This window comes from Halobacterium sp. BOL4-2 (genome assembly GCF_016917835.2).
Classification (GTDB): Archaea; Halobacteriota; Halobacteria; order Halobacteriales; family Halobacteriaceae; genus Halobacterium; species Halobacterium salinarum.
In genome coordinates, this window is sequence record NZ_CP070332.2 from 564531 (window position 1) to 588591 (window position 24061).

Sequence of the window (24061 nt, forward strand, 5' to 3'; positions counted from 1 at the left end):
GCGCCCGCCGCCCGGCCGTTCACGGATCCGAGTCGCCGCGCTGGGCGAGCACCCGGTCGGCGATGTCCCCCGAGGACAGCACCTCGTCGTCGTAGCGCGCCTCGCGGGGGGACGCGCGTTCGACCGCGCAGTCGAGGCCACGGTCGGCGAGTTCGGCTTCGATGGCGGCCGCGTCGTGGTGCTGGTCGAACCCCAGCGCGATCACGTCCGGGTCGATGGCCTCGATCGGCGCGAAGATGTCCTCGGGGTGGCCGATCCGGGCGTGGTCGACGGGGTCGAGCGCGGCCACCACGTCGCGGCGCTGGCGGTTCGGCAACACCGGCGGGTCCTTGTGCGTGACGTTCTCGCGGCGCGCGAGGATGACGTGCAGTTCGTCGCCCATCGCGGCCGCGTCCTCCAGGTAATGAACGTGGCCGGGGTGAATCAGGTCGAACGTCCCCTGCGCGACGACGCGTGTCATTCTAACTCCTCGTCGATGTCGGCCTGTGTGAAATCGAAAAACGACTCGGGGTCCGGCAAGTCGACGTCGAGCACCGTCGTCGTGCGGGGTTCGCCCTCGCTGTCGAACGCCCGCCAGCAGTCCGGCCCGTAGGGGTGGCCGAGGATGATGTGGAGTTGCCCCTTCCCGAACATCGACCGGTCGGCGTCCGACGGCGCGAGCACGCCGTTGGGGTGGGAGTGGATGCTGCCGACGTTGCGCATGTCGTTGGGCACCTGTGTCGACCCGAACGTGGCGCTCACGGGGTTGGTTTCGGTGCCCGGGATCACGAGCACGTCGGTCACGACGTATCCGTCGTCGGCGTCCAGATCGAACGCCGACGCGGGCGTCGCCCGCAACAGCCCGAGGTACTCGTCGGGGTGAGAGTCCTGGGCCGCCTCCCGGGCGAACTCCAGGGCGTCCTCGGCGATGCCGAGTACGGACGGCCGGCCACCGAACAACATACCGTGGTGTCCGCGCCCGCTGAAGTTGAGGGTTCCGACTCGCTGCCGGCACAGCCGAGGCCGAACCTCGCAGGAGTTAAAACTGCCGCCGCCAATCCCTAGACAAGATGACTGACGCCACTGTGGGCGATGAGGCCGCTGCGCCAACCGTCGTCCGTCTCGACGCCTCCTGCACCACCCAGGAGGTCGAAGCCGGCGAATACTACCACGCCACCGTCAACGGTGTCGTGGAGTACGGCGCGTTCGTCGACCTCTCCGAGCACGTCTCCGGACTGATCCACGAATCGACGTACTCCGGCGATCCCGACCTGGCGGTCGACGACGACGTGATCGTGCACCTGTCGGCCGTCCGCGACAACGGCGACCTGAGCTTCGAGTTCGTCGACCCCGAGGAGTACCGGACCGAACAGCGCAGCCACGCCTACGAGCGCACCACCGCCGACGCCGTCGGGTCCCGGATCGGAGACACCGTCCACATCGAGGGCGAGGTCGTCCAGATCAAGCAGACCGCCGGCCCCACGGTGTTCCGGGTGCGCGACGAAACCAGCGCCATCCCCTGCACCGCCTTCGAGGACGCCGGCGTGCGCGCCCACCCCGGCGTCGAGGTCGGCGACATCGTCCACGTCAGCGGCGACGCCGACGACCGCGAGGGAACCACCCAACTCGAAGTGGACGCCTTCGAGGTGCTGTCGGGCGGCGACAGCGCCGACGTCGCGCGCCGCCTCGACGCGGCGCTGGCCGAACAAGCAGACCCCGTCGATGTCGACGCGCTCGTCGACTGGCCGGCGCTCGAACAGCTCCTGCCGGACCTCCGGTCGGTCGCGCGGACACTCCGCCGCGCGGTCTTGGAGGGGCGTCCCATCCGGATGCGCCACCACGCAGACGGCGACGGCATGTGCGCCAGCCTCCCGGTGCAGTACGCCCTCCGGCAGTTCATCGAGGACACCCACCAGGACGAGGACGCCGCCCGCCACCTCCTCAAGCGCCTCCCCAGCAAGGCCCCCTACTACGAGATGGAGGACGCCACCCGCGACCTCAACTTCGCGCTGGAGGATCGCGCCCGCCACGGCCAGAAGCTCCCGCTGTTGTTGATGCTTGACAACGGCAGCACCGAAGAGGACACGCCCGCCTACAAGACCCTGGACAACTACGACATCCCGATCGTCGTCGTCGACCACCACCACCCCGATCCGGGGGCCGTCGACCCGCTGGTCGACGAGCACGTCAACCCCTACCTGCACGGCGAGGACTACCGCATCACCACCGGGATGCTGTGTGTGGAACTCGCACGCATGATCTACCCCGGGATCACGAGCGACCTCGAACACGTGCCCGCGGTTGCCGGCCTCTCGGACCGCTCGAAGGCCGACGCCATGACCGACTACTTGGACCTCGCCCGGGACGCCGGCTACGACGAGTCGTTCCTCCAGCAGATGAGCGAGGCCCTCGATTACGAGGCGTACATGCTCCGGTACGACCACGGCACCCAGGTCATCGCGGACATCCTGAACGTGGACGGCGACGCGCAGCGCCACCGCGAACTCGTGCCGTTCCTCGACCGGCTCGCCAGCGAAGCCGTCGCCGAGCAACTGGACGCAACGCGGAGCCACGTCGAACACGAGCGCGTCGCCAGCGGCGCGAACCTCTACCGGATCGACGTGGAGAACCACGCCCACCGCTTTACGTACCCCGCGCCGGGGAAAACAACCGGCGAGATCCACGACCGCAAGGTCGAGGAAACCGGGGAGCCGGTGATCACCATCGGCTACGGCCCGGACTTCGCGGTGCTCCGGTCGGACGGGGTGCGCCTGGACATCCCCACGATGGTCGAAGAACTCAACGCCGAACTCCCCGGGGCCGGCGTCTCCGGCGGCGGCCACCTGGTCGTCGGCTCGATCCGGTTCGTCCCCGGGATGCGTGATGCGGTGCTGGACGCGCTCATCGAGAAGATGGCCGACGCCGAACTCGACGCCGACCTCCGGAGCGCCCCACAGCGCTAACCCGCCTCGAATTCGACGCGGGCGGCCGCCGCGAGCAGGCCGGCAGTGACGGCGACACAACACGCCACCGCGACGCCGACCGGGAGCCGCCACGCGCCGCCCCGCCAGTCGGCACGAAACGCCCGCCCGTAGTACGTTGCGACGGCGGGATCGTCGATCACCACGACCACCTCCCGGTTCTCCGTGGCGGCCTGGGTGTTCCAGTTCAGGCTGCCGACGACCGCGCGCTCGCCGTCGACGACCGCGCCCTTCACGTGCACCTTCTCGAAGCGCGACCGCGGCTCGACGATCGCCGCCGCCAGATCCAGCTCGTGGGCGTCAGCAACAGCGTTCAGCCGCCGGGTCGTGTTGCGGTTCTGAGCTTCGTTGTACCACCGCCCCGACAGCAGCACGCGCACCCGGACCCCACGCTTGGCCGCGTCAACGAGCGCGGTCGTGAACTCGCCGTGTGGATCCAGGCGCGGCTGCTCGACGACCACCGACTCGGTGGCGTTGTCGAGCAGCGCGTGCACGCCCTGGCGGGCGTTGTCCGGTGCAACATGCACCACCGCGCGGTCAGCCTGGGTCGTGACCGGCGGGAACCGGGTGGCGAACTCGCCGGAGGCCACGGACCGGTTCCGGGCGGTGAGGGTGTCCCGAGCCGCCGCCCACGGCTGTGCGTCCGGCCACCCGGTGTCGGCGCGGAACACGGCCGCGAGGTGGGCGGCCAGCCGAGCGTCGGCCACCGACACGCCCCACCCGCGGTTGGCGTGGCCGCCGCTCCCGGACGGCTTCCAGTTCTCCGAGAGCACGACCGCGCGGTCGTCGGCGACCACGTACTTGGCGTGGTGGAACCGATAGCGGGCGCGCTCACCCCCAAGCACGCGCACGTCTACGCCCGCTGCACTGAGCCGGTCTGCCTGGGTGATCTCGGCGCGGGGCACGCCACCGGCGACGCTGCCGCCGACGAGCACCCGCACGTCCACGCCGGCGTTCGCGGCGGCCACCAGCGCGTCCGTGACGCGCGTCGACGTGATCGTGTAGCCGGCCAGGTAGAGCCGCCGGTCGGCGTCGGCGATCGCGGCCACCGGCTGCCCGGGGTCGTCGGGGAGCACGAACGCCGACAGCGAGACGTTCGTCGCGGTGACCGGCGGGAAATCCGTCGCCCCCAGCGGCGTCCACGTGTCGCCGTCCCAGCGCTCCGCCGTGGGCGCACGCCCGTACGACAGCGCGTCGACGGTCCGGTTGTGTCGCGTGCGGATCGTGACCCGGTCGCCGGCGTTCGACAGCGACAACGCCCCGGTCACCTCGACGACCGGATGGGGAGTCCGGGACCTCGTCGTGGCCGGCGCGGTTGAGACCGCCACGGTTCCGGAGAGCGTCCGGTTCGGGAACGCGGCGCGGTGGTGGCTGTCGGTGATCGTCCACCCGGTCGTGTTCGTGGGCGTCCCGAAGGAGACGACCACGAACTCGCCGGCGTCGCCGTCGCTGGCCGGGTTCGGTGCCACTCCCACAATGGTCGTCGATGCGAGCAGCGCGGCCACGGCCAATCGAGCGAACACACGCCCTGCTGGCCGCGCTCCCCTACTTGAACTTACGCGCTCCCCGTCGAAGCGTCGGCAGCGTCACGATGGTCAAGCGCGGTCACGGCCTTCGTGGCTTCCTGCTCGACGACGTACGCCCGGTCGTCGGCGTACTCGGCGGCCGCCTCCAGCGCGGCCTCGGTGCCGATCTGGACGAGCGCCCAGGCCGCCGACGCCCGCACCGTCTCGGAGTCGTCGCTCTCCAGGATGTCCACGAGGGGCGCGATCGCGCGCGTGTCACCGATCAGTCCGAGCGCGCGGGCGGCCTGGCTGCGAACGTCGGCCCGCTCGGCGACGAGCTGGTCGGCGACGACCTGTGTGGACTCACGACTGCCGATCTCTCCGACCGCCTTCAGCGCGGTCGTCCGGAGGTTCGGGCTGCCGTCCTCAGCCACGTACTCCTCGATGTGTTCGAGGCCGTCTTCGACGCCGATCTTCCCCACGACCTCGATGGCTTTCGGGTCCCGGCGGGCAGCCAGTTGCCCGACCGCGTCGAGTGCCGCCGGCTTCGCGACGTGCAACAGCGCGTCCAGACAGTGGCGCTGCATGAACTCCGAGTCGTCCAAATGCTCCATGCACAGCAGGATCATCTCGACGTTCCCGCGTTGCTCCCACTGCTTGAGGGCGGTCCACTCCGGCGGGAAGTCCTTGTGCTTGTCACCCATCACCTCATAGTACCCCTCCGCGCGGAGCTTCTGGCGGACTGAGAGGTCGTCCCACTCCTGGGCGTCCGCGACGCCCTCGTCCAGGCTGTCGGTGGCCGCGACCAGGGATTCGATGGTGTCCGCGTCCGCGTCGGCGTCCAACCCCGCCGCCGAGATCCGCTCACTGACCGCCGCAAGGTCGGCACCGAGATCACCGGTCTCGTCGAACGTCTCCCCCAGGGCGTCGCCGGCCGCCTCACGGAACTGGGCGACGACGGCCGCGAGGTCGTCTTCGCCCTGGTCGGTCCACCGCGTCTCCGCGATCGTGGACTGCGCGGCGTCGACGGTCTCGGCGGCGTCGCTGGCGTACGGGCCGCGCTGGTCGTCGACACCGTCGCGAACCTCGGCGAGGTGATCGGTGAGCGCCGCTTCGCGGCTCTCCTCGCCGTCGTCGTCCGGTTCGGGGAGCTCGGCGGCCTCGATGTCGGCCGCGACAGCGTCAAGGCTGGCCTCGATGTCGTCGAGGTCGGACTCGGTGCTGGCCGCCTCAAGCGCCGCCTCGGCGTCGTCCAGCCGGGACTCAAGCGTGTCCGGATCAACGGCAGTCGTGTCCGCCGCCTCACCGGCCTCCTCGGTCGTCTCCGCGGGTTCCTCGTCCCCGTCGCTCATACACGTGCGTTCCGCCAGCGCGCCTATGAGCGTTTCCCTTCGGGGGCGCTGGCTACGCCGCTCGCCAGTAGAACCGCGGTGCGAACACCAGGTACGCGCCCGCCCACCCGAACAACGCCTTCGGGAACGCGCCCGCCAGCGCCGCCGGCGCAACCACCGCGCCCGCCTGCACGACGCCCATCGCGAGCGCGTCCCGAACCAACAGATCTGGGTACTCGATCGTCGACACCATCAACACAGCCAGCACCCCCGCAGCCCCAACGATGACCGTCGGCTGCTCGACGCCCGCGAGCACGCCCGCCGCCAACAGCGTGGCGGCAAGCGTTGTCTGCACGCCCTCCGTGTGCTCGTGGCCGGTGTCGTAGGCCGTGTACAGGCCCAGCCTGACGACCGCGCTGGCGACGAACCCCGCCCCGACGACGAGCGCCCCGATCCCCACCGGTGCCCCCGCCTGCCAGGTGTTCCCCGTGGCGGCGACCACGATGCACGCCGGCGCAACGCCGAACGACGCCACGTCGGCAAGCGAATCGAGGTGTTTGCCCGCCGGCGTCGAGCCGAGGCGGCGCGCCACCACCCCATCGAGGCCGTCGGCGATCGCCGCCACCAGCACGATCCGGGCGGCGAGCCGGGGGTTGCTGGGTGCCGTGACGACCGCGAGAAACCCCAGCGCCGCGTTCGCCGTGGTCACGGCGTCGGCCACCCCTAACCGACCGACGAAGCGCGGTTGCATACGACTCGCCAAACACGTGGCCCGTCCTTACGTGTTTACATCCGCGACCCACCCGCGACCGCGGCAAATAAATACGCCACAGCCCAACCATGTGACATGCATCGTCGGGCGTTTCTCGCCGGCGGAACCACCCTTTCAGTGGGCGTGTTGGCTGGCTGCATCGGCCCATCGGTCTCGAAGTCCGACTACGACATCGGCATGGTGTCGAACGGGTTCGTCCCGCAGGAGCCCGTCGAGGGCGAAGACATGGCCACCCACCAGCTGACCGCCGGTGACACGGTCACGTGGGCGAACACGGGCTCCCGGAACCACACCGTCACCGCCTATGGGAGCGGACTGCCCGAGGGGGCGTCGTACTTCGCGTCCGGCGGCTTCGACACTGAGCCGGACGCCAGGCGCGCCTGGCAGGACAACGTCGAGGGCGGCGGCAACATCTCACCCGGCGCCACCTACGAGGTCACGCTCACTGTCCCCGGTGAGTACTACTACTTCTGCATCCCCCACGAGGGTGCCGGCATGCGCGGGAAACTCGTCGTCGACGACTGAACGCTTGGGCGACGCGTCGACGCGCGAAAAAACCAGGTGTGTGTGATCGGCGACCGCGAGTTACTCGCCGCTGAAGTCCACTGCCGTCTCCTCTTCCTCGTGGACCTCCTCGGGGTGGGCTTCCAGGGTCGCCTTCTCGACTTCCACGCGGCGAAGCGGGTAGATCGTGTTCGCCTCGTCGTAGATCGCCGACGACAGCCGTCCCTCGATGATGGAGTTCAAAAGCGCCTCGAAGGTGCGCTCCTCGCCGGCCTCCTCCACGAGGTCGATCATCGTCCGCCGGATCGCGTGCTGCTGGCTCTGGTCGGCCTGCTTGGTGGTGTACGCCACCGGCTGGATGCGCACGCGGTAGTCGTCGGTCGTCAACACCGTGACCGTCACTGCGACCTTCGACGACCCGCGGCGCACGAGGCTGCGCTGGTAGTCCCGCGTCAGCTCGGCCTGCACGAACTGCGTGGACGCGCTGTCGCTGCCCACGTCGTCGATCTGGAAGGTCAGCTTGATGTTGTTGTCACCGCCGTCCCGGATGTCCGACAGTGCGGCCTGAATGGTTCGGTCGTATACTTGATCTGGCTCCTCTGCCAGGGTCTCACCGAGCTCCGCGCGGTCGAACTCCTCGGGCGCGAGCACGGTGTACCACCGCTTCTCCTGGTCCTGCTTGGAAACTGAACGTTCGCTCATGATTGATGTGTGGTGTGTTGGTTTGCTGTCTGTGCAACCGTCGCCGCAACGGTGAGGTTCACGACGTAGTCGTCGACGGTGGACTGCATGCCTGCGGTGTCCGCGCGCTCGATGCGCGTCACGACGGTGTCGCCGGTGTCGTCGACCGTGGTGGTCATCTCCGCGGTGTTGTCGGGGCGCACGCAGGCAGCGACCAACGCCGGGGTGTCGACGGCGGTGCGGATCGTCGCCGTGCGCGTCACAGTCCACCCCGCACGGTCTCGATCACTGCGTCCGCGTCGCTGCTGTCCCCGAGCGTGGTGACGGCGCGCCGACGGGTCCCGACACTGCCCGGCAGTACGGCGTGCGCGTCGGCATCGGTCGTCGCGAGCGCAGCGGTCTCCGTGCCCACCGCAAGCACTGCCGGCTCCGTGGCCCGATAGTCGCGGAGCAGCCGTGCAACGGTCGGGCTGGCCGTGGGGACGTCCGCAACCACGACGCCGCGGTGGCGCGCCAGCGACGCCGCACGGACGGCCGCATGCGACGGCGCTGCGTGTGCCTGCCACGCCGCCAGCACTGCGGTGCGGTCGGCAACGCCGAGCCCCAGGGCGACCCCGTGTCCGGGCGCTGCCCACGCTACCGCGTTCAACACGTCGGCGTACCCCTCGACGGTCGCCATCATCCCGTCCGGGGTGGCGCGCGGACGCAGCGCGTCGTGGACCGCGTCAGCGGCGCACGGCGGCGCATCAGCGGTGGCGTCCAAGGCCACCGCCGACGCGAGCCGTCGGCGCGCCGCCGCGTCGGGCTCCGGTGGGAGCCCGAGCTCGGCGAGGAACGCCCCGGCTGCCTGCTCGTCGCCGGAAAACGACGCGTGTACGAGCGTCGAATGCGCCAGCCCGGCGGCCAGGTCGGCCGTCGGAACGCCGACGCCCGGGCGGCGCGTCCACGCCTCGGCTGCCGCCCGCACGTCGGCGGGCGGCTCGACGCCGTCCGCGACCGCGCCCGCAGCGGTGACGACGGGATCCGGGTGGGTCCCGACCTCGCGAGCGAGCGCGAACGCGTCCGCAACGCCGGTCACGGAGGCGTCGGCAGCCACCGCCTCACAGCCCACGGTCACGTGGGACGCAGTCGGCGTGGCTGCCTGCGCACCGTCAGCAGCGCCGCTGTGCGACGGTGGCTCGGATACCACGCGCACCTGAGAGGGTACGCCCACCTCGTCACAGACGCCGGCAAGCAGTCCCGCGGCCACAACGCACCCGCCGGTCGGCGCCGCTGTCACGCGGACGAACTCCGCACCGGACACCACGCCAGCGACGTCCCGCACGCCGTCGCTGTCGTTGCTGCTGCGTCCCGTCGTCGCCATGCCGTTACTCCTCGATGATCTCGCGCGCCGTCTCGTAGGAGTACGCGAACTCCTCGTCGAGTTTGTCCCCGCGGTAGTAGTCAGCGAGGCGGCGGATCTTCGACTGCGTGTTCTGCAGCGCGCGCTTGTTCTGGTGGTCCTGGCCGTTGGCTTCCACGTGCTCGTGGAGCCGGACCGCCTTCTCCAGGAGGTTCCGGAAGTCCTCGGGCAGCTCCGGCTCGGCGTCGTGAGCTTCGAGGATCTCGGTGACCTTCTTGCCGGTCGCCAGCTTCACGTCCGGCACCGGCGTGCCCTGCACGCCCTCGTCGCGCAGCTTCAAGCCGATCTGGGAGGGGTCGTGGCCCTGCTCGGCGAGCTCCACGACGCGCTCCTCGATGGCGTCCTCATCTACGTCACTCCACTCCGGCGGTTCGTCTGCCGTCGGGCGATCCGAACCGCTGGACCCGCGACGGCGTGTGTGCATTCGTGCCATTGTTTACGATCTGGATTGGAACAACACGAGACGCTGCCGGCACCAGCTGGTGCCGCGACACTACCGCAGTCCCAAGCCCACCAACCGGCGGGCGTGTCGGATCTACGGCCGTGCGTTCCCTACACCGTCGGAGACGGTCCGCCTGGTAAAACGTTTCCATCCCGCCGAGGCGCTCGAATCGCGGGGTTTATCAACGACCCCCGGCAACGAATGGATGCGTTCGCGGGCTCGTAGATCAGTGGTAGATCATCCCCCTGGCACGGGGAAGGCCTCGGGTTCAAATCCCGACGAGTCCACTCCCGTTCCTTCGCTGTCCTCAGTTCCCAACACTGCACGGTACGTTCCGTGAGACGCGTTCGTCGCGTTTGGGGCAACGCCCACACGGAAGCGAGTACAACAGGACCGTGTGGGTTCGCGCCATCTGAGCTGCTTGCCGTCCTTTCGGTGGCGGGTGGGACAGCGCGCTATCACCGTCTCCGGCTCGCGCCCCCCACTGTTGCTTCCCTCACCAAGTCCAGATCACAACCCGGCGAACGGCCCGTTGTGTTCCTCTCACGCGTGCCACCGCGTGCCGCGACCCGGCGGTTCAGTCGCCGGTGTCGTCGGCGGACGCGTCCACCGTGGCGTCAGCATCGGGCTCGTCGGCGTCAGCGCGGGTCTCGAACTGGTTGACCGTCGTGGCCAGTGCGTCGGCGCGATCGCGGAGATCGTCGGCACTGCGCGCGATCTCCGCAACCGACGCGGACTGCTCTTCGGCGGCGGCCGACACCTGCTCGGCGTCCTCGGTGACGTGCTGGCTGATGTCGGCCACGTCGTCGACGCGCCGCACCACGCTTTGGGTGGCGTCGGCCTGGTCCTCGGTGGCGTCCGAGATCTCCTGGATGCCGTGGTTGGCGTCCTCGATCGCGCCGACGGTGTCCTCGATGGCGGCTGCGGCCTGCTCGACCGTCGACACGCCGTCGTCGATGTGCTCGCTGGTGGCGCGGATGTCCGCCACCGTCTCGTCGGTCTCGGCCTGCACAGCCTGGATCTCGGATTCGATATCGGCGGCGGCTTGCTTGGTCTCCTCGGCGAGATCCTTGACCTCGTTGGCAACCACGGCGAAGCCGTCGCCGCCCTTGTCGGCGCGGGCGGCCTCGATGTTGGCGTTCAACGCCAGCATGTTCGTCTGCTCGGCGATGTCCGTGATGAACTCGATGATGTCACCGATGTCCGACATGCGCTCCTGGAGCGCGAGGATCTGATCGACGGCGTCGGCGGACAGTGACTCGATCTCGGCCATGTCGTCGATGGCTGACTCCGCGGCGTCGCGGCCGGCTTCGCCGCGCTCGACGGCGTCGGCAGCCGTCTCGGCGACTGTCGCGGAGGACGCCGCGACCTCCTGGATGCTGGCGGACAGCTCGTCCATCTCGCCGGCCGCGCGTTCGAGGTCGTCGTGTTGCTGGATGGCGCCGTCGGCGATCTCCTGGATGCGTTCGCTGACGGTCTGGCTGGTCGTCTCGATCTCCTCGGCGCCGGTGGCGACCTGCAGGGTTTCGTCGGCGACCTCGTCGGCGAACCCCGCGACCTGGGCGATGGTGGCCTCCAGGCCGTCGAGCATCGCGTTGAACTCGGTGGCGACCGCCCGCATCGCCTCCTCGTCGGCGTCCTCGTCGAGGCGCTCGGTGAGGTCGCCGTCCGCGACCGCCCGCATGACCTCGCTGTAGTCGGCCGCCCGCTCCTGGAGGCGTTCGCTGGCGGCTTCCGCCGTTGCCTTCGCGCGCTCGGCCTCCGCCTGGGCGTCCTCGGCGTCGGTGCGCAGCTCCTCGGCTTCGGCTTTCGCTGCGTTGGCTTCCTCGACGGCGGCTTCGGCCTCCTGGATGCGGTCCTGGAGTGACACACGCATGTCGTCGAAGCTCCCGTAGAGGCGTCCGACTTCGTCGATGCGCCGCGTCGAGAGGTCGACGTCGAAGGTCCCGGATTCGATGTCCTGGGCGCGGTTCCGGAGCCGCTTCAGCGGCGTGACCGTGTGGCGGCCGAGCGCAACCCCGACGATCGCCAGCGAGATGACTGCAAGCACCACCAGCACGGTCACCGTCTGGCCGACGGTGTCTCTGACCGCGAACGCCTCCCCGGTGTCGACGCTCGTCACGGTCACCCAGTCGGTGTGTGGCGTCGCCGAAAGCGCGTACACGCGGCCGTTCGACACCGTCGTTGTGGCCGCCGTGGTGTCGTTCCGAACTGCCGCGATGCTGTCGGTCAGCGCGCCGGCATCGAATCGACTGTTGGAATCCAGTACGGGCTCGTCGCCGGTGTTCAGGATCGTGGTGCGGCGCGTCGAGTTCGCGTCCGAGAGCCGGTCGACCTGGGGCTGAATGCGGGTCACCACCACGAGGTGTGCGCCCTCGCGTTTCGGCACCGAGCTGGCGAACGCCATCACCGGCTCGTCGTTGAGCACGGGGGAGCGGTACGACTGCTCGGTCGCCCACACCGCACTGTCGTTGCCCGGGCCCTCGGGGACGGCTGCGGTCGTCCAGGGCGCGTCGAGTTCTGCGAGCGACCGGCCCTCGATGGCCAGCTCCGTGCTCGCGACCACCGTTCCCCGCGTCTCGTTAACGAGATGCATGCTCACCACGTCCGCGGGCAGCAACTGGTCTTTGAGCAGGATGTAGGGGGCCGCGCGGCGGTCGTCGCGCAGCGCCTCGTCCTGTGACACCGACCGCGCGTGCGTCCGTTGTTGCTCCATCCAGGCCCCGATGGCGTCGGCCTCCAGCTGATTGGATTCGGCCAGCTGACGGGTGGTCTGGTGCTCGACGGTCGTCTCCGTCGACTGGAACGCGAACACGCCGGCCCCCGCGATGACCACCAACACGACGATGAACGCGACGGCGAACTTCGCGCCGAACCGGCGTCTGATGGCGTCAGGCGCGACGACACTGGCGGCGTTCCGGAGTGCGCCAGTGATGCCGTCGCTCATACGCCACCACCGCCGGCGGACTGCGGGCGCTCGGTCGGCACCGTGATGTCTCCCGCGACGAGCGCCTCGCGTGTCTCCTCGAGTGCGTCCGTGACGGCGTCGGGGATCGCCGGCCCCAACTGGGTGCCGTATTGGACGCTGACCCCGTTGGTCGCCAGGCCGAGCGACACCACGTCGCCCGCCGGCAGGTCGCCGTCGATGGTCGCTTCGATGGCGTCGTAGACCGCTGTGTCGATGCGTTTGACCATGCTCGCGAGGACGACGTCGGCGTACCGTGGATTGCTGCGCGACTGGTCGGAGTCGACGCCGATGGCGTACCGGCCGTTGGCCTGGGCGGCCTGCAACACGCCCACGCCGGCACCGCCGGCGGCGTGGTAGACGATGTCAGCGCCGGCGTCGTACATGGCTGCGGCGGCGGTCCGCGCCGCCTCGACGTCCTCGAAGTCGCCGATGTACGCCGCGAGCACGTCGATGTCGGTGGCGGTGTGTGTCACTCCCGCCTGGAATCCGGCGTGGAACCCGTGCGTGAGCGGCTCGTCGACCCCGCCGACGAACCCCACCGTGCGTGCGTCCGGGTTCGTGGCACCGCCGCCGGCGTCGATGTCCCGTGTCGTCAGGAGGGCCGCGAGGCGGCCCGCCTGGAACGAGCCGATCTGCTCTTCGAAGACGTAGCTCGCGACGTTCGACGCGTCGACGGCGGTGTCGACGATCATGAACTGCTGGTCGGGGGCAGCCGCGGCGGCGCTCTCGAGCCCGTCGGCTTGCCGGAACCCGACACAGCAGACCAGATCGTACGCCGGGTTCGACGACGCGGCGAGCGTCGCCTGCGTCTCCCCGAGTTCGGCGATGCTGTCGGGTTCGTGGTTCGTGTACGCGATCCCGTGGTCGAGCCGGGCGCGCTGAGCACCCCGGTTCGCCGCGTCGTTGAACGACCGGTCGTCCAGGCCGCCCAGCGCGTACACCATTCCGACGGTGGCTGGGGCGTCGTCGGTGGCCCGCGCTTGCTCGGTGGGTGCGCCACCGCCACCGGTCGACTCACCACCGCCGCGCCGTCCCAGGCAGCCGGTGACCGCGGCGACGGTCGCTGTGCTGGCACCCGCAAGCAGTTGTCGTCTCGTGGGGCGTGGCGTGGGCACGGTGTCCTCTATCAGAGTAAGCAAAAGCCGCTGGTAAAAACGTCGGGGCCAGCTTCTCGCGAGTGATAACGTCGTGATGGGGCCGGAAACCAGCTGGAACTGTCGAAAAACCACGATTTAGTGTGGTAGAAAACTGGGCGAGAAGCGACCGAGACGCACAGTTGGTATATGAAGGTGCCGGTTCGAGGGACGTTCTGTGGGGTTTCTGTCGTCCGGCTGTCCGGTCGGGCAGTTGCGTGATCGGCGTCCGTCCCGCGGCGGGCCGCCGGTCGCCGGGCGGCACGGATAAACGGGGTTTGTATCTGTGCCCCACTCCCAGGATCACGCAGAAGTGGCGCTTCTTAAACGTGCCCAGTCCTGAGTCGGTAGTGATGTCTCGTGACACCCGACTTGACCGTCGAACAATGCTGAAGTCTACCGGCGCAGCGGTGACTGCGACCCTTCTCGCTGGCTGTTCCGGTGGCGGCGACACCGGCGACGATGAGAGCGACTCCGAGAGCGGCGAGGAGGCCACCGGAAACGAGGCCGGCGGCGGCGAGGAGGCCAGCCAGAGCGGTGGGAACACGATCGCGGTCGCACCCGATGGCGGGTTCAAGTTCGAACCGTCGGAGCTCACCGTCTCCGTCGGGGACACGGTCACGTGGGAGTTCGAGGAGTCCAGTCACAACGTGAGCGCGTGGCCGGACATGCACGACAAGATCTCGATCCCCGATGGCGCATCCGGGTTCGGAACCATGGACAAAGACGGGAACCAGTTCGCGGTTGTCGACGCCGGTGAGACCCTCGAACACACGTTCGAGACGGCCGGCGAGTACACCTACGTCTGCATGCCACACGTCGCATCTGGCATGATCGGAACCGTCGTCGTCGAGGAGTAAGCCAGCCCGCTCGGCCGGGTGACGCACCGCGGTGCGGGTTGCTTCCCACCTGATATTCTTGGGGGTAATACATCGCCGCCGGATAATTATCAACTGTTCGAAACGTTTTTGCTGTGTAGTCCGAACCACCCCGTATGGACGACACACCTGCGTTCGAAACCCTCGCCGTCAGCCACGGCGAATCACCGCGCGAGACGCGCCACGGCGATGTCGTCTCGCCCATCCACCTCGCCTCGACGTACGCCGTCCAGGAGTTGGACACCGACCTCAGCCTGGAGGGCGTCGACCCCGACGACGGGCAGTTCCTGTACTCGCGCCTCAACAATCCGACCAGACACGCCCTCGAACGGCGCCTCGCAGCCCTCGAAGGCGGCGACCACGGCTTCGCGTTTGGCTCCGGCACCGCCGCCATCGCCACCGCCGCCTTCGCCGCCGTCGAACCCGGCGATCACGTCGTCGCCTTCGACGACCTCTACGCCGGCACACGGCGCATGCTCGAAACCCTCTTCGAGGGGAACCTCGGTGTCGCCGTCTCGTTCGTGGACGCCACCGACCCGGACGCCGTCGCCGACGCGATCCGTCCCGAAACCGCCTTCGTCTGGATGGAGACCCCCACAAACCCACGCATCAAGCTCTGTGACATCGCCGCCATCGCCGACATCACCGACGACGCCGGCGTCCTGTTCGGTGTCGACAACACCTTCCTCAGCCCCTACTTCCAACAGCCCCTGGCGCTCGGCGCGGACGTCGTTGCCCACTCCACGACGAAATACCTCAACGGCCACAGCGACGCCGTCGGCGGCGCACTCGTCACCAACAACGACGCGCTCGCCGACAGCATCGAGTTCCTCCAGCAGGTCGGCCTCGGGAACATGCTCGCGCCGTTCGACGCCTACCTCGTGTTGCGCGGCATCAAAACCCTCGCCCCGCGGATGCGCGACCACGAGGCCAACGCCCTCGCCATCGCCGAATACCTCGCCGACCACGACCGCGTGACCGCGGTTCACTACCCCGGCCTCGACTCCCACCCGCAACACGACCTCGCGGACGCCCAGCAGTCCGGCTACGGTGGCATCCTCTCGTTCGAACTCGACGGCGACCTCGCCGACGCCAAGCGCTTCCTCGACGCGCTCGACGAGTTCAACCTCGCGGTCAGCGTCGGCGGCGTCGAATCACTGGTGGAACTCCCCGCCGGCATGACCCACGAACCCATCCCGAAGCCCGACCGCGAAGCCATGGGCATCACGGATTCGCTGATCCGCGTGTCCGTCGGCATCGAAGCCATCGAGGACCTCATCGCGGATCTCGACCGCGGCTTCGAGGCGGTCCGATCGACCACCCCGACAGCCTAACGCCGCCGTGCCACCCCGGCGACCAGAATCCATTAACTCCGCCAGCCCCTACGGGACGTATGAACTCCGACCAGCGTGGCGTCCCGCGGCGCGAGTTCCTGAAAGCCGCCGTCGCCATCGGCGGCGCGAGCGCGCTGTCGGCGTGCCTCGGACGCACCGACGACCCGATCCCCGGCGGCGTTGCCGACCCGACCACGCTCCCCACGCGACAGCACGCGTGGAACGACCACGCCGCACGCGACGACGCCGGGAACGTGTTGCCACCCCGCCACCACGTCCTGCTGCACTTGTCACTTCCTGCCGGCCCAGCGGCCACCACCGACGCCGACCGCAGGGCAGTCACGGCTGCACTCACCGCGCTCGAACGCGCCTACGAGTGGTCGAACGAAGGGCTGTTGTTCACCATCGGCTACTCGCCGGCGTACTTCGACGCGCTGGACGCCACTCCGACGGGGGTTGATCTGCCCCGCCCGCGCGCGCTCTCGGAACTCGAATCCCCCACGCTCGACGAGCCCGACGCGATCCTCCATCTCGCAAGCGACCGTGCCGACGCGGTGCTCGAAGCCGAGGCGGCGCTCCGCGGCGACCGCGACGCCGCGAACGACGAGCCGATCGACGCCACGCTCACGTCGGTGTTCGACGTGGTCGACCGCCGGACCGGGTTCGTCGGTGCTGGACTCCCCGCGGACAACCAGGACACCGGCGGCGTTCCCGACGACGCCCCCGTTTCCGAGGACGCCCCCCTCTACATGGGGTTCAAATCCGACTTCGAAGGGAGTCAGGCCACCGAAGACCGCGTCACGATCGACGACGGTCCGTTCGCGGGCGGCACCACCCAGCACGTCTCCCACATCACGCTCAACCTCCAGCAGTGGTACGGCCAGGACGACCGCGAGGACCGCGAGGCCAAGATGTTCTGTCCCGCCCACGCCGCCGACGACCGCATCGAAGGCACGGGCGAGAACCTCGGTGCTGCCCCCGGACTGGACGGCTCACCGGCGCCGGCGGAGTCCGCCCGCGAGGACGGCATGGTCGGCCACGGCCAGAAGCTCCAGGCCGTCCGCGAGGACGGCCGCCCGATCATCCTCCGCCGCGATTTCGACTCCACTGACGGCGGACAGGCCGGCGTGCACTTCCTCGCGCTGCAGTCAGCGATCAGCGACTTCGTCCGCACGCGCGAGGCGATGAACGGCGCTGATGTCACCGCGGACAGCGCCGTCGGCCGCACGGCGAACAACGGCATCCGACAGTACCTCTCGGTCACCAACCGCGGGAACTTCCTGGTGCCGCCCCGCCCCAAGCGCGCGCTCCCGAAGCCGGACGCGTAATCACGCCCCGATCGTGCCCCGACGCACCCACGCCAGCGCCGACCGCAGCCCGGGTGACCACCGATGAGCGAGGTCGCCCCAGCGGTCGCACTCGACGCCGTCCGCAAGACCTACCAGCGTGGCGGCCAGCCAGTCCACGCCCTCCGCGACGTGTCCCTCCGCCTCCCGCGTGGCTCGTACACCGCCGTCGTCGGGCCGCGGGGCTGTGGCGCATCCACACTGCTGGCGGTCCTGGGCTGCCTGGCCGCCCCCACGAGCGGCCGCGTGGTCGTCGACGGCACCGATGTCACCCAGCTTGACCCGACAGCACGGACCGACTTCCGCGCCGAAACCATCGGCGTGGTGTTCCCGGGCACCACCGTGTTGCCGCGGCGCAGTGCCGTCGAAAACGCCGCCCTCCCGCTGTTGTTCCAGGGGGTGCCGGGCCGACAGCGCAGGCGACGCGCCACCACCGCCCTAGAGCGGGCCGGCCTCCCGGCCAGCCACGCCACCCGGCCAGCCGCGGCGCTGTCGGGCGTCCACCGCCACCGGGTGGCACTCGCGCGCGCACTGGTCGCCGACCCCGCGGTGGTGCTCGTCGACGAGCCCGCCGCGGCGCTCGACGCCGACGCTGGCCGCGAGATCGTGGCCGCGATCACCGACCAACAGGACGCCGACACCACGGTGCTCGTCGCGACGCACACCGCGTGCGTCGCCGACCACGCGGACCGTCGGCTCGCGCTCCACGACGGCGCCATCCGGCATCCCGACGGTGACACGGCATGAACCAGTTCGAGAGCGTTCGCATGGGGCTGCGCGCGATCCGCGGCCACCCGCGCCGATCGGGGCTGGCGGCGCTCGGCGTCGCAGCCAGCACGGGCACGGCGCTCACGCTCGTAGGGGTGGCGGCGGGCTTCGACACCACACTCGCCGTCCACTGGCTCGGCGCGGGGTCGCCCGCCGACGTTCCACTCGCCCGTGTCTGGGGTGTCCCTGGCGGCGTGCTCGCAGCCATGGTGGCCGTCCTCGGGGCCGGCGTGGGCGCGGTCGCGATCGCCGCCGTCATGCTCGTGGCGGCCGTCGAGCGCGCCCCCGAGATCGCGGTCATGCGGGCCGCGGGCGCGCAGCCCGCTGACATCGCGCACCTGTTCGTCGTGGAGGCCGCGCTCTGCGGCGGCCTCGGGGGTGTCGGCGGCGTTGTGGGTGGCGCGCTCGCTACAGCCGCCGTCACCGCCTCTGCCGGGGTGCCTACCGTGGTGCTCGTGGAGTGGGGCAGCGGTGCCGTCGCCGCCGGGGCGCTTCTCGGTGCGGTCGCCGGCCTGTATCCGGCATGGCGCGCCGCACGCACCGACCCCGCCACCGCGTTCCGAGCGACCTAAGCGCGGCTCCGGAACTCGACTTCGGCACCGGTCAGCGCGTACTCGAAGAACCGGGCGTGGCGGGACGTGACCCCGCGGTGCGCGTCCCGCGTGCTTCGAATCCGGTCATGCCGGTTGGCCCGTCGCTTCGCTCCTCGCTGCACGGGCGTGGCGGGACTCGAACCCGCGATCTAGAGGTTAGGAACCTCTCGCCGTGTCCGCTTGGCCACACGCCCACACGTCCGGCGTGGGTCCCACGGCGAAAATCAGTTGCGTTAGTTGGTCGCCGTGTCGTCGGCGCTGCTGGTCGCGTCCGTGGTCGTGTCGCTGGTCGTGTCAGCGGTGGCGTCCGCGCTCGCGTCGGGCGCGGACTCGGATTTGATCTCCTGGAGCTCCTGTTCGACTTCCTCGCGGCCCTTCTGGAACTCGCCGATCGCCTCGCCGCTGGAGCGGGCGAGCTTCGGGATCTTGTTCGCCCCGAACAGCAGAATGGCGATGAGCAGGACGACCGCTAACTCCATCCCGCCGGGAAAGCCACCAATGAACAGTGGGGTGCTGGTGAGCATCTCTACCTACGGATACCCATCTCTTGACTATAGGCTTTATGCTCGCTCCAGGCGGGTGGTCACGGGCCGATTCGGCCCCGGATGCGCGCAACCCACCCCGGCTGGTGGTGTTCTCCTTGCGTGGGATGTCGGTGGCTCCGGCCCCCGGCGTCTGCACCCGATTTCCCCGCCGGCTTTTTCCTGGCAGCCATCCAACGTTGCCGGAGATGACACAGCCCGACCAATCGAATCCGACGCGAGCGTACGATCCGGCGCAGTCCCACGCGTTCCCGGACGGTCGCCTGAACGATGTTCTGGAGTACGTGCTCGACGACGAGGCGGTGACGGCGTACCTCACCGCCCAGAACGTCAACCCGGTCACCCGGAAGGGGTACAACGACCACGGCGCGAAACACATCGAGATCGTGCGCAACCGCGCGCTGCGGCTGTACGCCCTCCTGAAGCGCGGCGGCGTCCCGTTCAACGGGGCCACCGACCAGGGGCTGTCGGAAGCCGACGAGCCGGTGATCGTGGCGCTGGCGGCCACGCTCCACGACATCGGGCACGTCGTCCACCGCGACGACCACGCCTACTACTCGATCCCGCTGGCCGCGGACATCCTGGACCGCATCCTGCCGGAGTTCTACGACCCCGCCGACGCCGTCCGCGTGAAAGGCGAGGTGCTGCACGCGATCCTCTGTCACCACACCGAAGAAACCCCGTTGACGACCGAGGCCGGTGTCATCCGGGTGGCCGACGGCCTCGACATGGAGCACGGCCGGTCGCGGTTGCCCTACGAGCGCGGCGGCCGCGGCATCAACACGCTGTCCAGTCAGGCGATCAGCCGGGTCGCCCTCCAGGAGGGCGACGACGCGCCGGTGCTCGTGGAGATCGAGATGCAGAACGCCGCCGGCGTCTACCAGGTGGACAACCTCCTGAAGGAGAAACTCCACCGCTCGGGCATCGAAGACGACGTGCGCATCGTCGCGTTGAACTCGACGGGCGAGGGCGACGCGCTCGTCGAACGCATCGAGCTGTAGGCGGCTGCCTGAGCGTCCCGCCGAGTCACTCCGCGCGCTCGTTGTCGGCGGCCACTTCGAACTGGGCGGCGTGCTCGCGCAGGGCGACCGCGTGCTCGGCCAACGTCTCCGTTTGGGCCGCCACGTCAGAGAGCGTCGTTGCCTGCTCGGCCGCCGCGTCGGCTGTCGATTCGGCCTCCGTCGCCGTCTCCTCGCCCAGCGCCGCCACGTCACCCACTGCGGTCGTGACGTCCGACACCGACGCCGCCTGGTCGTCCATCGCGTTCGAGATCTCCTGGACGCCCGTGTCCGCCTCCGCGATCCGGCCGGCGATCTCCGACAGCGACCGTTCAGTCTCCGAGACGGTTTCGACGCCGTCGGAAACCCGCTCCTGGATGCGGTCCATCGCCGCCACGCTGGTCTCGGTCTGTGCGCGCACCTCCGCGACGAGCGCCTCGATTTCGGCGGCCGACGACTTCGACTCGTCGGCGAGGTCCTTGACCTCGTCGGCGACCACGGCGAAGCCGTCACCGTCCTGGTCGGCGCGGGCGGCCTCAATGTTGGCGTTCAGCGCCAGCATGTTCGTCTGCTCGGCGATGTCCGTGATCGCCGCTACGATCGTCTCGATCTCGCTCATCTTCGCCTCCAAGTCGTCGACCGCGGTCGCCGCCGCCTGCGTCTCGTCCTCGATCTCTTCGAGTTGCGCGACCGCGTCCTGTGCCGCCGCCTGGCCGTCGTCGCCCAGCGCGGCCGCGCGCTGGGAGGTTTCCGCGACCTGGTCGGCGCTCGCCGCGACTTCCTCGATGGTGGCCGACATCTCGTCGGTTTCGCTGGCCACGGCTTCCAGTTGGTCGCGCTGGTCGGCCGCCCGGTCGCGGATCCGCCCGACGGCGTCGGAGACGTCGCGGCCGGTCTGCTCGACGGCTGCCGCGCTGTCGGAGGCGTCGGTGCTGGCGGTCGCGACCTCGTCGGCGAACGCCACCACGTCCGCGATCGTCGCCTCCATGTCCGCCGCCATCTCGTTGAACGCCGCCGCGATGTCCGCCATCGCCGCCTGCTCGACGTCCGCATCCAGGCGCACCGTCAGGTCGCCGGCGGCGTACGCACGCATCGTCTCCGAGAACGCCTCGGCGGTCGTCTCCAGGCGGCGCGCCTGCGCCTCGGACTCCTCGCGTGCGGCCTCCGCCTCGGCCTGCGCGGCTTCCGCGTCGGCCTGTGCGGCCTCGGCTTCCGACCGCGCCGCCTCCGCGTCCGCCTGTTGCTCGTTGGCGTCCCGAATCCGCGCCTGAACGGTGTCCCGGAGGCTAGCGAACGCCTCGAACAGCCGCCCCAACTCGTCCACACGGGCGACGTCCAGGTCCGTGTCGTACTCGCCGCGCTCCAGGGCGGCGGCCTTCGCCTCCAGGTCGTTCAGCGCGCGCACGGTGCCGCGACCGAGCGTGAGCGCGATGAACACCAGGCCGGCAAGCGCGATCCCCAAGATCAGCAACACGTTCTCCGCCATGTTCGACGCGAGGCCGTAGGCTTCGCTGGTCGGCACGTGCAGGGTCACCACCCACGGGGTGCCGTCGACGGGTGCGTACGCGGTCTCGTGGGCCTGGTCCATCTCCTTGACCCCCTGTGCCGCCGGCTGGAAGCCCACAGCCCTCGCCCCGACGATCGGCGACGTGGCGTTTTCGACGTACGGTTGCCGGGTGGCGCGCTTGCTGTCGTCGGCGATCACCGAGCCGGTGCCGTCGACGAGCTGCGTGAAGCTGTGGGGCGTCGGATCCCAGAAGCTCGACGAGATCGCCGCCAGACTCGCCGTCATCACGACCGCGGTGCGCCGGCCCGGGGTGCTGGAGACGCGTGCGACGTACGCGACCTCCGTGATCCCGTCGTTCACGTACGGCTGGGAGACGAACACGCCGTCGTCGCCGGGGGTGAGCTGCTGGCGGCTCCACGGGGCCGCCTCGGAGCCAAAGGACGCGTTTCGAAGGCCCGCGTCGGTGCTCGTGATGATCCGGGCGTCGGTCAGGCTCACGTAGTGGATGTCACGCACGTCGCTTGGCAGGTGGTGTTGCTCGTCGGTGAAGAACTGCTGGACCTCGGTGGCGTTGTCGTTGTCAAAGACGCCGTACTGAGCGAGCATCCTGGCGTTGTTCGTGCGTTCGTCGTGCCAGTTATCCACCGCCGACGAGCTGAGCTCGGCGGCCTTCTTGAGTTCGGTCCGCGATCTCTGTTGGAGGTGTTCGGAGGTGTTCAGATACATCACGCCGCCCGCGGCGCTGATACAGACGACCACCGCGAGAAGCGCGACACCGAACTTCGCGAGATAGCTCCGGCGAACGAACCCGGGCAGCGCCCGCCGCAGCATTCGATGCGCAAACGATCGTATCGACATTACTCTCCGGTCAAACGCGTCTCGTATATAAAACCACACCCAGGAGTCTCACGCCTGAAAACGCCTGACGGCGCACGAATGAGAGCATGACTCACGGGGCCACGTCGTGTTCATGATTGTTGTGGCCATTTGCGCGCCGGGCCCGGACCGGCGACTCACTCCACCCACAGCGTCTTCCGGTTGACGAACGCCCGGATGCCCGCACCGGCCAGCTCGCGGCCGTACCCGGAGCGTCCGATCCCGCCGAACGGAACTCGGGGGTCGGAGGTCACCGGCTGGTTCACGTACGCGCAGCCGGCGTCCATGGCGCGGGCGACCCGGCGGCCGCGATCCCGGTCGGCCGTCCACACGCTGGCCCCGAGTCCGAACGCCGTGGCGTTGGCCTTCGCGATCGCCGCCGCCTCGTCGGGCACCTCGAAGACCGCCGCCACCGGCCCGAACAGCTCCTCGGTGTCGGCGGGACAGCCCGCCGGCACGTCGGTGAGCACCGTCGGCTCGTAGAACGCGCCCTCGCGGTCACTGGGCTGGCCGCCGGTCACCACGGTCGCGCCCGCGTCGACGGACGCCCGCACCTGCTCGTGGGTGGTGTCCAGCCCAGCGGCGCTGGCCTGCGGGCCGACATCGGTCTCCTCGCGCGTCGGATCGCCCACGGTGAGTGAGTCGATCTCGGAGACGAACGCGTCGCGGAACGCCTCGTAGACGTCCGTGTGAACGATGAACCGTTTGGCCGCGATGCAGGACTGCCCGCTGTTGAGGGTGCGCGCCCACGCGCCGCTGGCCGCGGCCGCCGCCACGTCGGCGTCGTCGAGCACCACGAACGGGTCACTGCCCCCGAGTTCGAGCACGGTCTTCTTGAGTGTCTCGCCGGCGGTCGCGGCGACCGCGCTGCCTGCGGGCTCGCTCCCGGTGAGCGTCGCGGCGCGCACCCGGTCGTCCCGAATCACGTCCTCGACGGCGTCCGCGCCGACGAGCAGCGTCTGGAACACGCCCGCCGGCAGCCCCGCCGCCTCGAAGACGTCCGCGATGGCTTCCGCACACCCGGGCACGTTCGAGGCGTGTTTCAGGAGCGCGACGTTGCCCGCCGCGAGCGCCGGCGCGGCGAACCGGAACACCTGCCAGAACGGGAAGTTCCACGGCATCACCGCCAGCACCGGCCCGAGGGGCTCGTAGACGGTCTGCACGTCCGCGCCGGGGGGGCTCGGGTGGCCGTCGGGCTGGAGGTACGCGCTGGCGTGCGTCGCGTAGTGGTCACAGACCGCCGCACACTTCTCGATCTCCGCGCGGGCCTGCGTGATCGGCTTCCCCATCTCAGCGGTGATCAACTCGGCGTACGTCTGTGTGTTCTCCCGGAGCACGTCCCCTGCGGCCGCGACGTGGCGCTCGCGCTCCCGGATCGGGCGGTCCCGCCAGTCGTCGGCGGCGTCCGCAGCGCGAGCGAGCGCGGCCTCGATGTCGGCAGCAGTGTCCGTCTCGTAGGTGTCGATCCGGGCCGCGGTTGCGGGGTTGATGTCGTCCATATGGTGGCGTTGTTTCCCGACG

22 protein-coding genes and 2 tRNA genes are annotated in these 24061 nt (G+C 69.8%); 9 read left to right on the forward strand and 15 right to left on the reverse strand.

The genetic code is table 11. The annotated features are described in order from the left end of the window. Nucleotides 1–19 precede the first annotated feature (19 nt). Entirely contained in the window at nt 20–460 is a 441-nt protein-coding gene (locus JRZ79_RS16185) for an adenylyltransferase/cytidyltransferase family protein (protein ID WP_010902542.1), read from the reverse strand. After that, a complete protein-coding gene (locus tag JRZ79_RS16190) occupies nt 457–942 on the reverse strand; it encodes a Mov34/MPN/PAD-1 family protein (protein WP_010902543.1) in 486 nt (161 codons plus the stop codon). Before JRZ79_RS16190 ends, JRZ79_RS16185 begins: the two co-directional genes overlap by 4 nt. A gap of 107 nt (nt 943–1049) precedes the next feature. Here JRZ79_RS16190 and JRZ79_RS16195 point away from each other — a divergent pair, with 107 nt between their 5' ends. Then, complete coding sequence (locus JRZ79_RS16195; protein WP_012289222.1) at nt 1050–2942, forward strand: DHH family phosphoesterase; 1893 nt, start codon at nt 1050–1052, stop codon at nt 2940–2942. Here the strand turns inward: JRZ79_RS16195 and JRZ79_RS16200 are convergent. The 3 genes from JRZ79_RS16200 to JRZ79_RS16210 are packed head-to-tail and all read right to left on the reverse strand — an operon-like array spanning nt 2939 to nt 6547. Beyond that, nucleotides 2939–4483, reverse strand: a complete 1545-nt coding sequence (locus JRZ79_RS16200) for a phospholipase D-like domain-containing protein (RefSeq protein WP_231546347.1) — start codon at nt 4481–4483, stop codon at nt 2939–2941. The two genes, JRZ79_RS16195 and JRZ79_RS16200, sit on opposite strands and share 4 nt — an antisense overlap. A gap of 32 nt (nt 4484–4515) precedes the next feature. Next, nucleotides 4516–5817: a HEAT repeat domain-containing protein gene (locus JRZ79_RS16205; protein ID WP_205252543.1), complete on the reverse strand. Its 1302-nt coding sequence runs from the start codon at nt 5815–5817 to the stop codon at nt 4516–4518. 52 nt (nt 5818–5869) lie between these two features. After that, entirely contained in the window at nt 5870–6547 is a 678-nt protein-coding gene (locus JRZ79_RS16210) for a protein sorting system archaetidylserine synthase (RefSeq protein WP_010902547.1), read from the reverse strand. A 96-nt stretch (nt 6548–6643) separates the two neighbouring features. Between JRZ79_RS16210 and JRZ79_RS16215 the strand changes: the two genes are divergently transcribed. Further along, entirely contained in the window at nt 6644–7093 is a 450-nt protein-coding gene (locus JRZ79_RS16215) for a plastocyanin/azurin family copper-binding protein (RefSeq protein ID WP_010902548.1), read from the forward strand. A gap of 60 nt (nt 7094–7153) precedes the next feature. Here the strand turns inward: JRZ79_RS16215 and JRZ79_RS16220 are convergent, their stop codons facing one another. Genes JRZ79_RS16220 through JRZ79_RS16235 form a run of 4 tightly spaced genes read right to left on the reverse strand, consistent with a single transcriptional unit; the run spans nt 7154 to nt 9588 of the window. Further along, on the reverse strand, nt 7154–7774 hold the full coding sequence (locus tag JRZ79_RS16220) for a 30S ribosomal protein S3ae (protein WP_136361135.1): 621 nt from the start codon (nt 7772–7774) through the stop codon (nt 7154–7156). Next, entirely contained in the window at nt 7771–8016 is a 246-nt protein-coding gene (locus JRZ79_RS16225; RefSeq protein ID WP_012289224.1) for a KEOPS complex subunit Pcc1, read from the reverse strand. The genes JRZ79_RS16220 and JRZ79_RS16225 overlap by 4 nt, the downstream gene beginning before the upstream one ends. Beyond that, nucleotides 8013–9116, reverse strand: coding sequence for a hypothetical protein (locus tag JRZ79_RS16230; protein WP_205252544.1), 1104 nt, complete (start codon nt 9114–9116; stop codon nt 8013–8015). Before JRZ79_RS16230 ends, JRZ79_RS16225 begins: the two co-directional genes overlap by 4 nt. Nucleotides 9117–9120: 4 nt before the next feature. Next, nucleotides 9121–9588 (reverse strand): 30S ribosomal protein S15, encoded by a 468-nt coding sequence (locus JRZ79_RS16235; RefSeq protein ID WP_010902552.1) that lies wholly within the window; start codon nt 9586–9588, stop codon nt 9121–9123. Nucleotides 9589–9812: 224 nt separating this feature from the next. Here JRZ79_RS16235 and JRZ79_RS16240 point away from each other — a divergent pair. Then, nucleotides 9813–9884, forward strand: a tRNA-Ala gene (locus JRZ79_RS16240). 290 nt (nt 9885–10174) lie between these two features. Here JRZ79_RS16240 and htr6 read toward each other — a convergent pair. Further along, a complete protein-coding gene (gene htr6 / locus JRZ79_RS16245) occupies nt 10175–12544 on the reverse strand; it encodes a chemotaxis signal transducer protein Htr6 (RefSeq protein WP_205252545.1) in 2370 nt (789 codons plus the stop codon). Continuing rightward, nucleotides 12541–13680 (reverse strand): BMP family protein, encoded by a 1140-nt coding sequence (locus tag JRZ79_RS16250; RefSeq protein WP_205252546.1) that lies wholly within the window; start codon nt 13678–13680, stop codon nt 12541–12543. Before JRZ79_RS16250 ends, htr6 begins: the two co-directional genes overlap by 4 nt. A gap of 404 nt (nt 13681–14084) precedes the next feature. On the opposite strand from JRZ79_RS16250, the gene JRZ79_RS16255 reads away from it, so the two are divergent. The 5 genes from JRZ79_RS16255 to JRZ79_RS16275 all read left to right on the forward strand — a co-directional run bounded on the left by JRZ79_RS16255 (nt 14085) and on the right by JRZ79_RS16275 (nt 18596). Continuing rightward, nucleotides 14085–14558, forward strand: a complete 474-nt coding sequence (locus JRZ79_RS16255; protein WP_010902555.1) for a plastocyanin/azurin family copper-binding protein — start codon at nt 14085–14087, stop codon at nt 14556–14558. A gap of 134 nt (nt 14559–14692) precedes the next feature. Next, entirely contained in the window at nt 14693–15910 is a 1218-nt protein-coding gene (locus tag JRZ79_RS16260) for a PLP-dependent aspartate aminotransferase family protein (protein WP_205252547.1), read from the forward strand. Between the two features lie 59 nt (nt 15911–15969). Beyond that, entirely contained in the window at nt 15970–17238 is a 1269-nt protein-coding gene (locus JRZ79_RS16265) for a Tat pathway signal protein (RefSeq protein WP_205252548.1), read from the forward strand. A 63-nt stretch (nt 17239–17301) separates the two neighbouring features. After that, nucleotides 17302–18003 carry an ABC transporter ATP-binding protein gene (locus JRZ79_RS16270; RefSeq protein WP_205252549.1) on the forward strand — a complete coding sequence of 234 codons (702 nt, stop codon included), beginning with the start codon at nt 17302–17304 and terminating at the stop codon, nt 18001–18003. Continuing rightward, nucleotides 18000–18596, forward strand: coding sequence for an ABC transporter permease (locus JRZ79_RS16275; protein WP_205252550.1), 597 nt, complete (start codon nt 18000–18002; stop codon nt 18594–18596). Before JRZ79_RS16270 ends, JRZ79_RS16275 begins: the two co-directional genes overlap by 4 nt. Before the next feature lie 142 nt (nt 18597–18738). Here the strand turns inward: JRZ79_RS16275 and JRZ79_RS16280 are convergent. Together JRZ79_RS16280 and JRZ79_RS16285 are read right to left on the reverse strand one after the other, a co-directional pair. Beyond that, a tRNA-Arg gene (locus JRZ79_RS16280) sits at nt 18739–18811 on the reverse strand. Between the two features lie 39 nt (nt 18812–18850). Continuing rightward, nucleotides 18851–19141 carry a twin-arginine translocase TatA/TatE family subunit gene (locus JRZ79_RS16285; protein WP_136361141.1) on the reverse strand — a complete coding sequence of 97 codons (291 nt, stop codon included), beginning with the start codon at nt 19139–19141 and terminating at the stop codon, nt 18851–18853. A gap of 206 nt (nt 19142–19347) precedes the next feature. Between JRZ79_RS16285 and JRZ79_RS16290 the strand changes: the two genes are divergently transcribed. Continuing rightward, nucleotides 19348–20160 carry an HD domain-containing protein gene (locus JRZ79_RS16290; RefSeq protein WP_205252551.1) on the forward strand — a complete coding sequence of 271 codons (813 nt, stop codon included), beginning with the start codon at nt 19348–19350 and terminating at the stop codon, nt 20158–20160. Nucleotides 20161–20185: 25 nt separating this feature from the next. Here JRZ79_RS16290 and htr4 read toward each other — a convergent pair whose 3' ends face one another. Both htr4 and JRZ79_RS16300 read right to left on the reverse strand, forming a co-directional pair. Continuing rightward, nucleotides 20186–22522, reverse strand: coding sequence for a chemotaxis signal transducer protein Htr4 (gene htr4 / locus JRZ79_RS16295; RefSeq protein ID WP_205252552.1), 2337 nt, complete (start codon nt 22520–22522; stop codon nt 20186–20188). Between the two features lie 155 nt (nt 22523–22677). After that, nucleotides 22678–24039: an NAD-dependent succinate-semialdehyde dehydrogenase gene (locus tag JRZ79_RS16300; protein WP_205252553.1), complete on the reverse strand. Its 1362-nt coding sequence runs from the start codon at nt 24037–24039 to the stop codon at nt 22678–22680. Between the last annotated feature and the right edge of the window lie 22 nt (nt 24040–24061).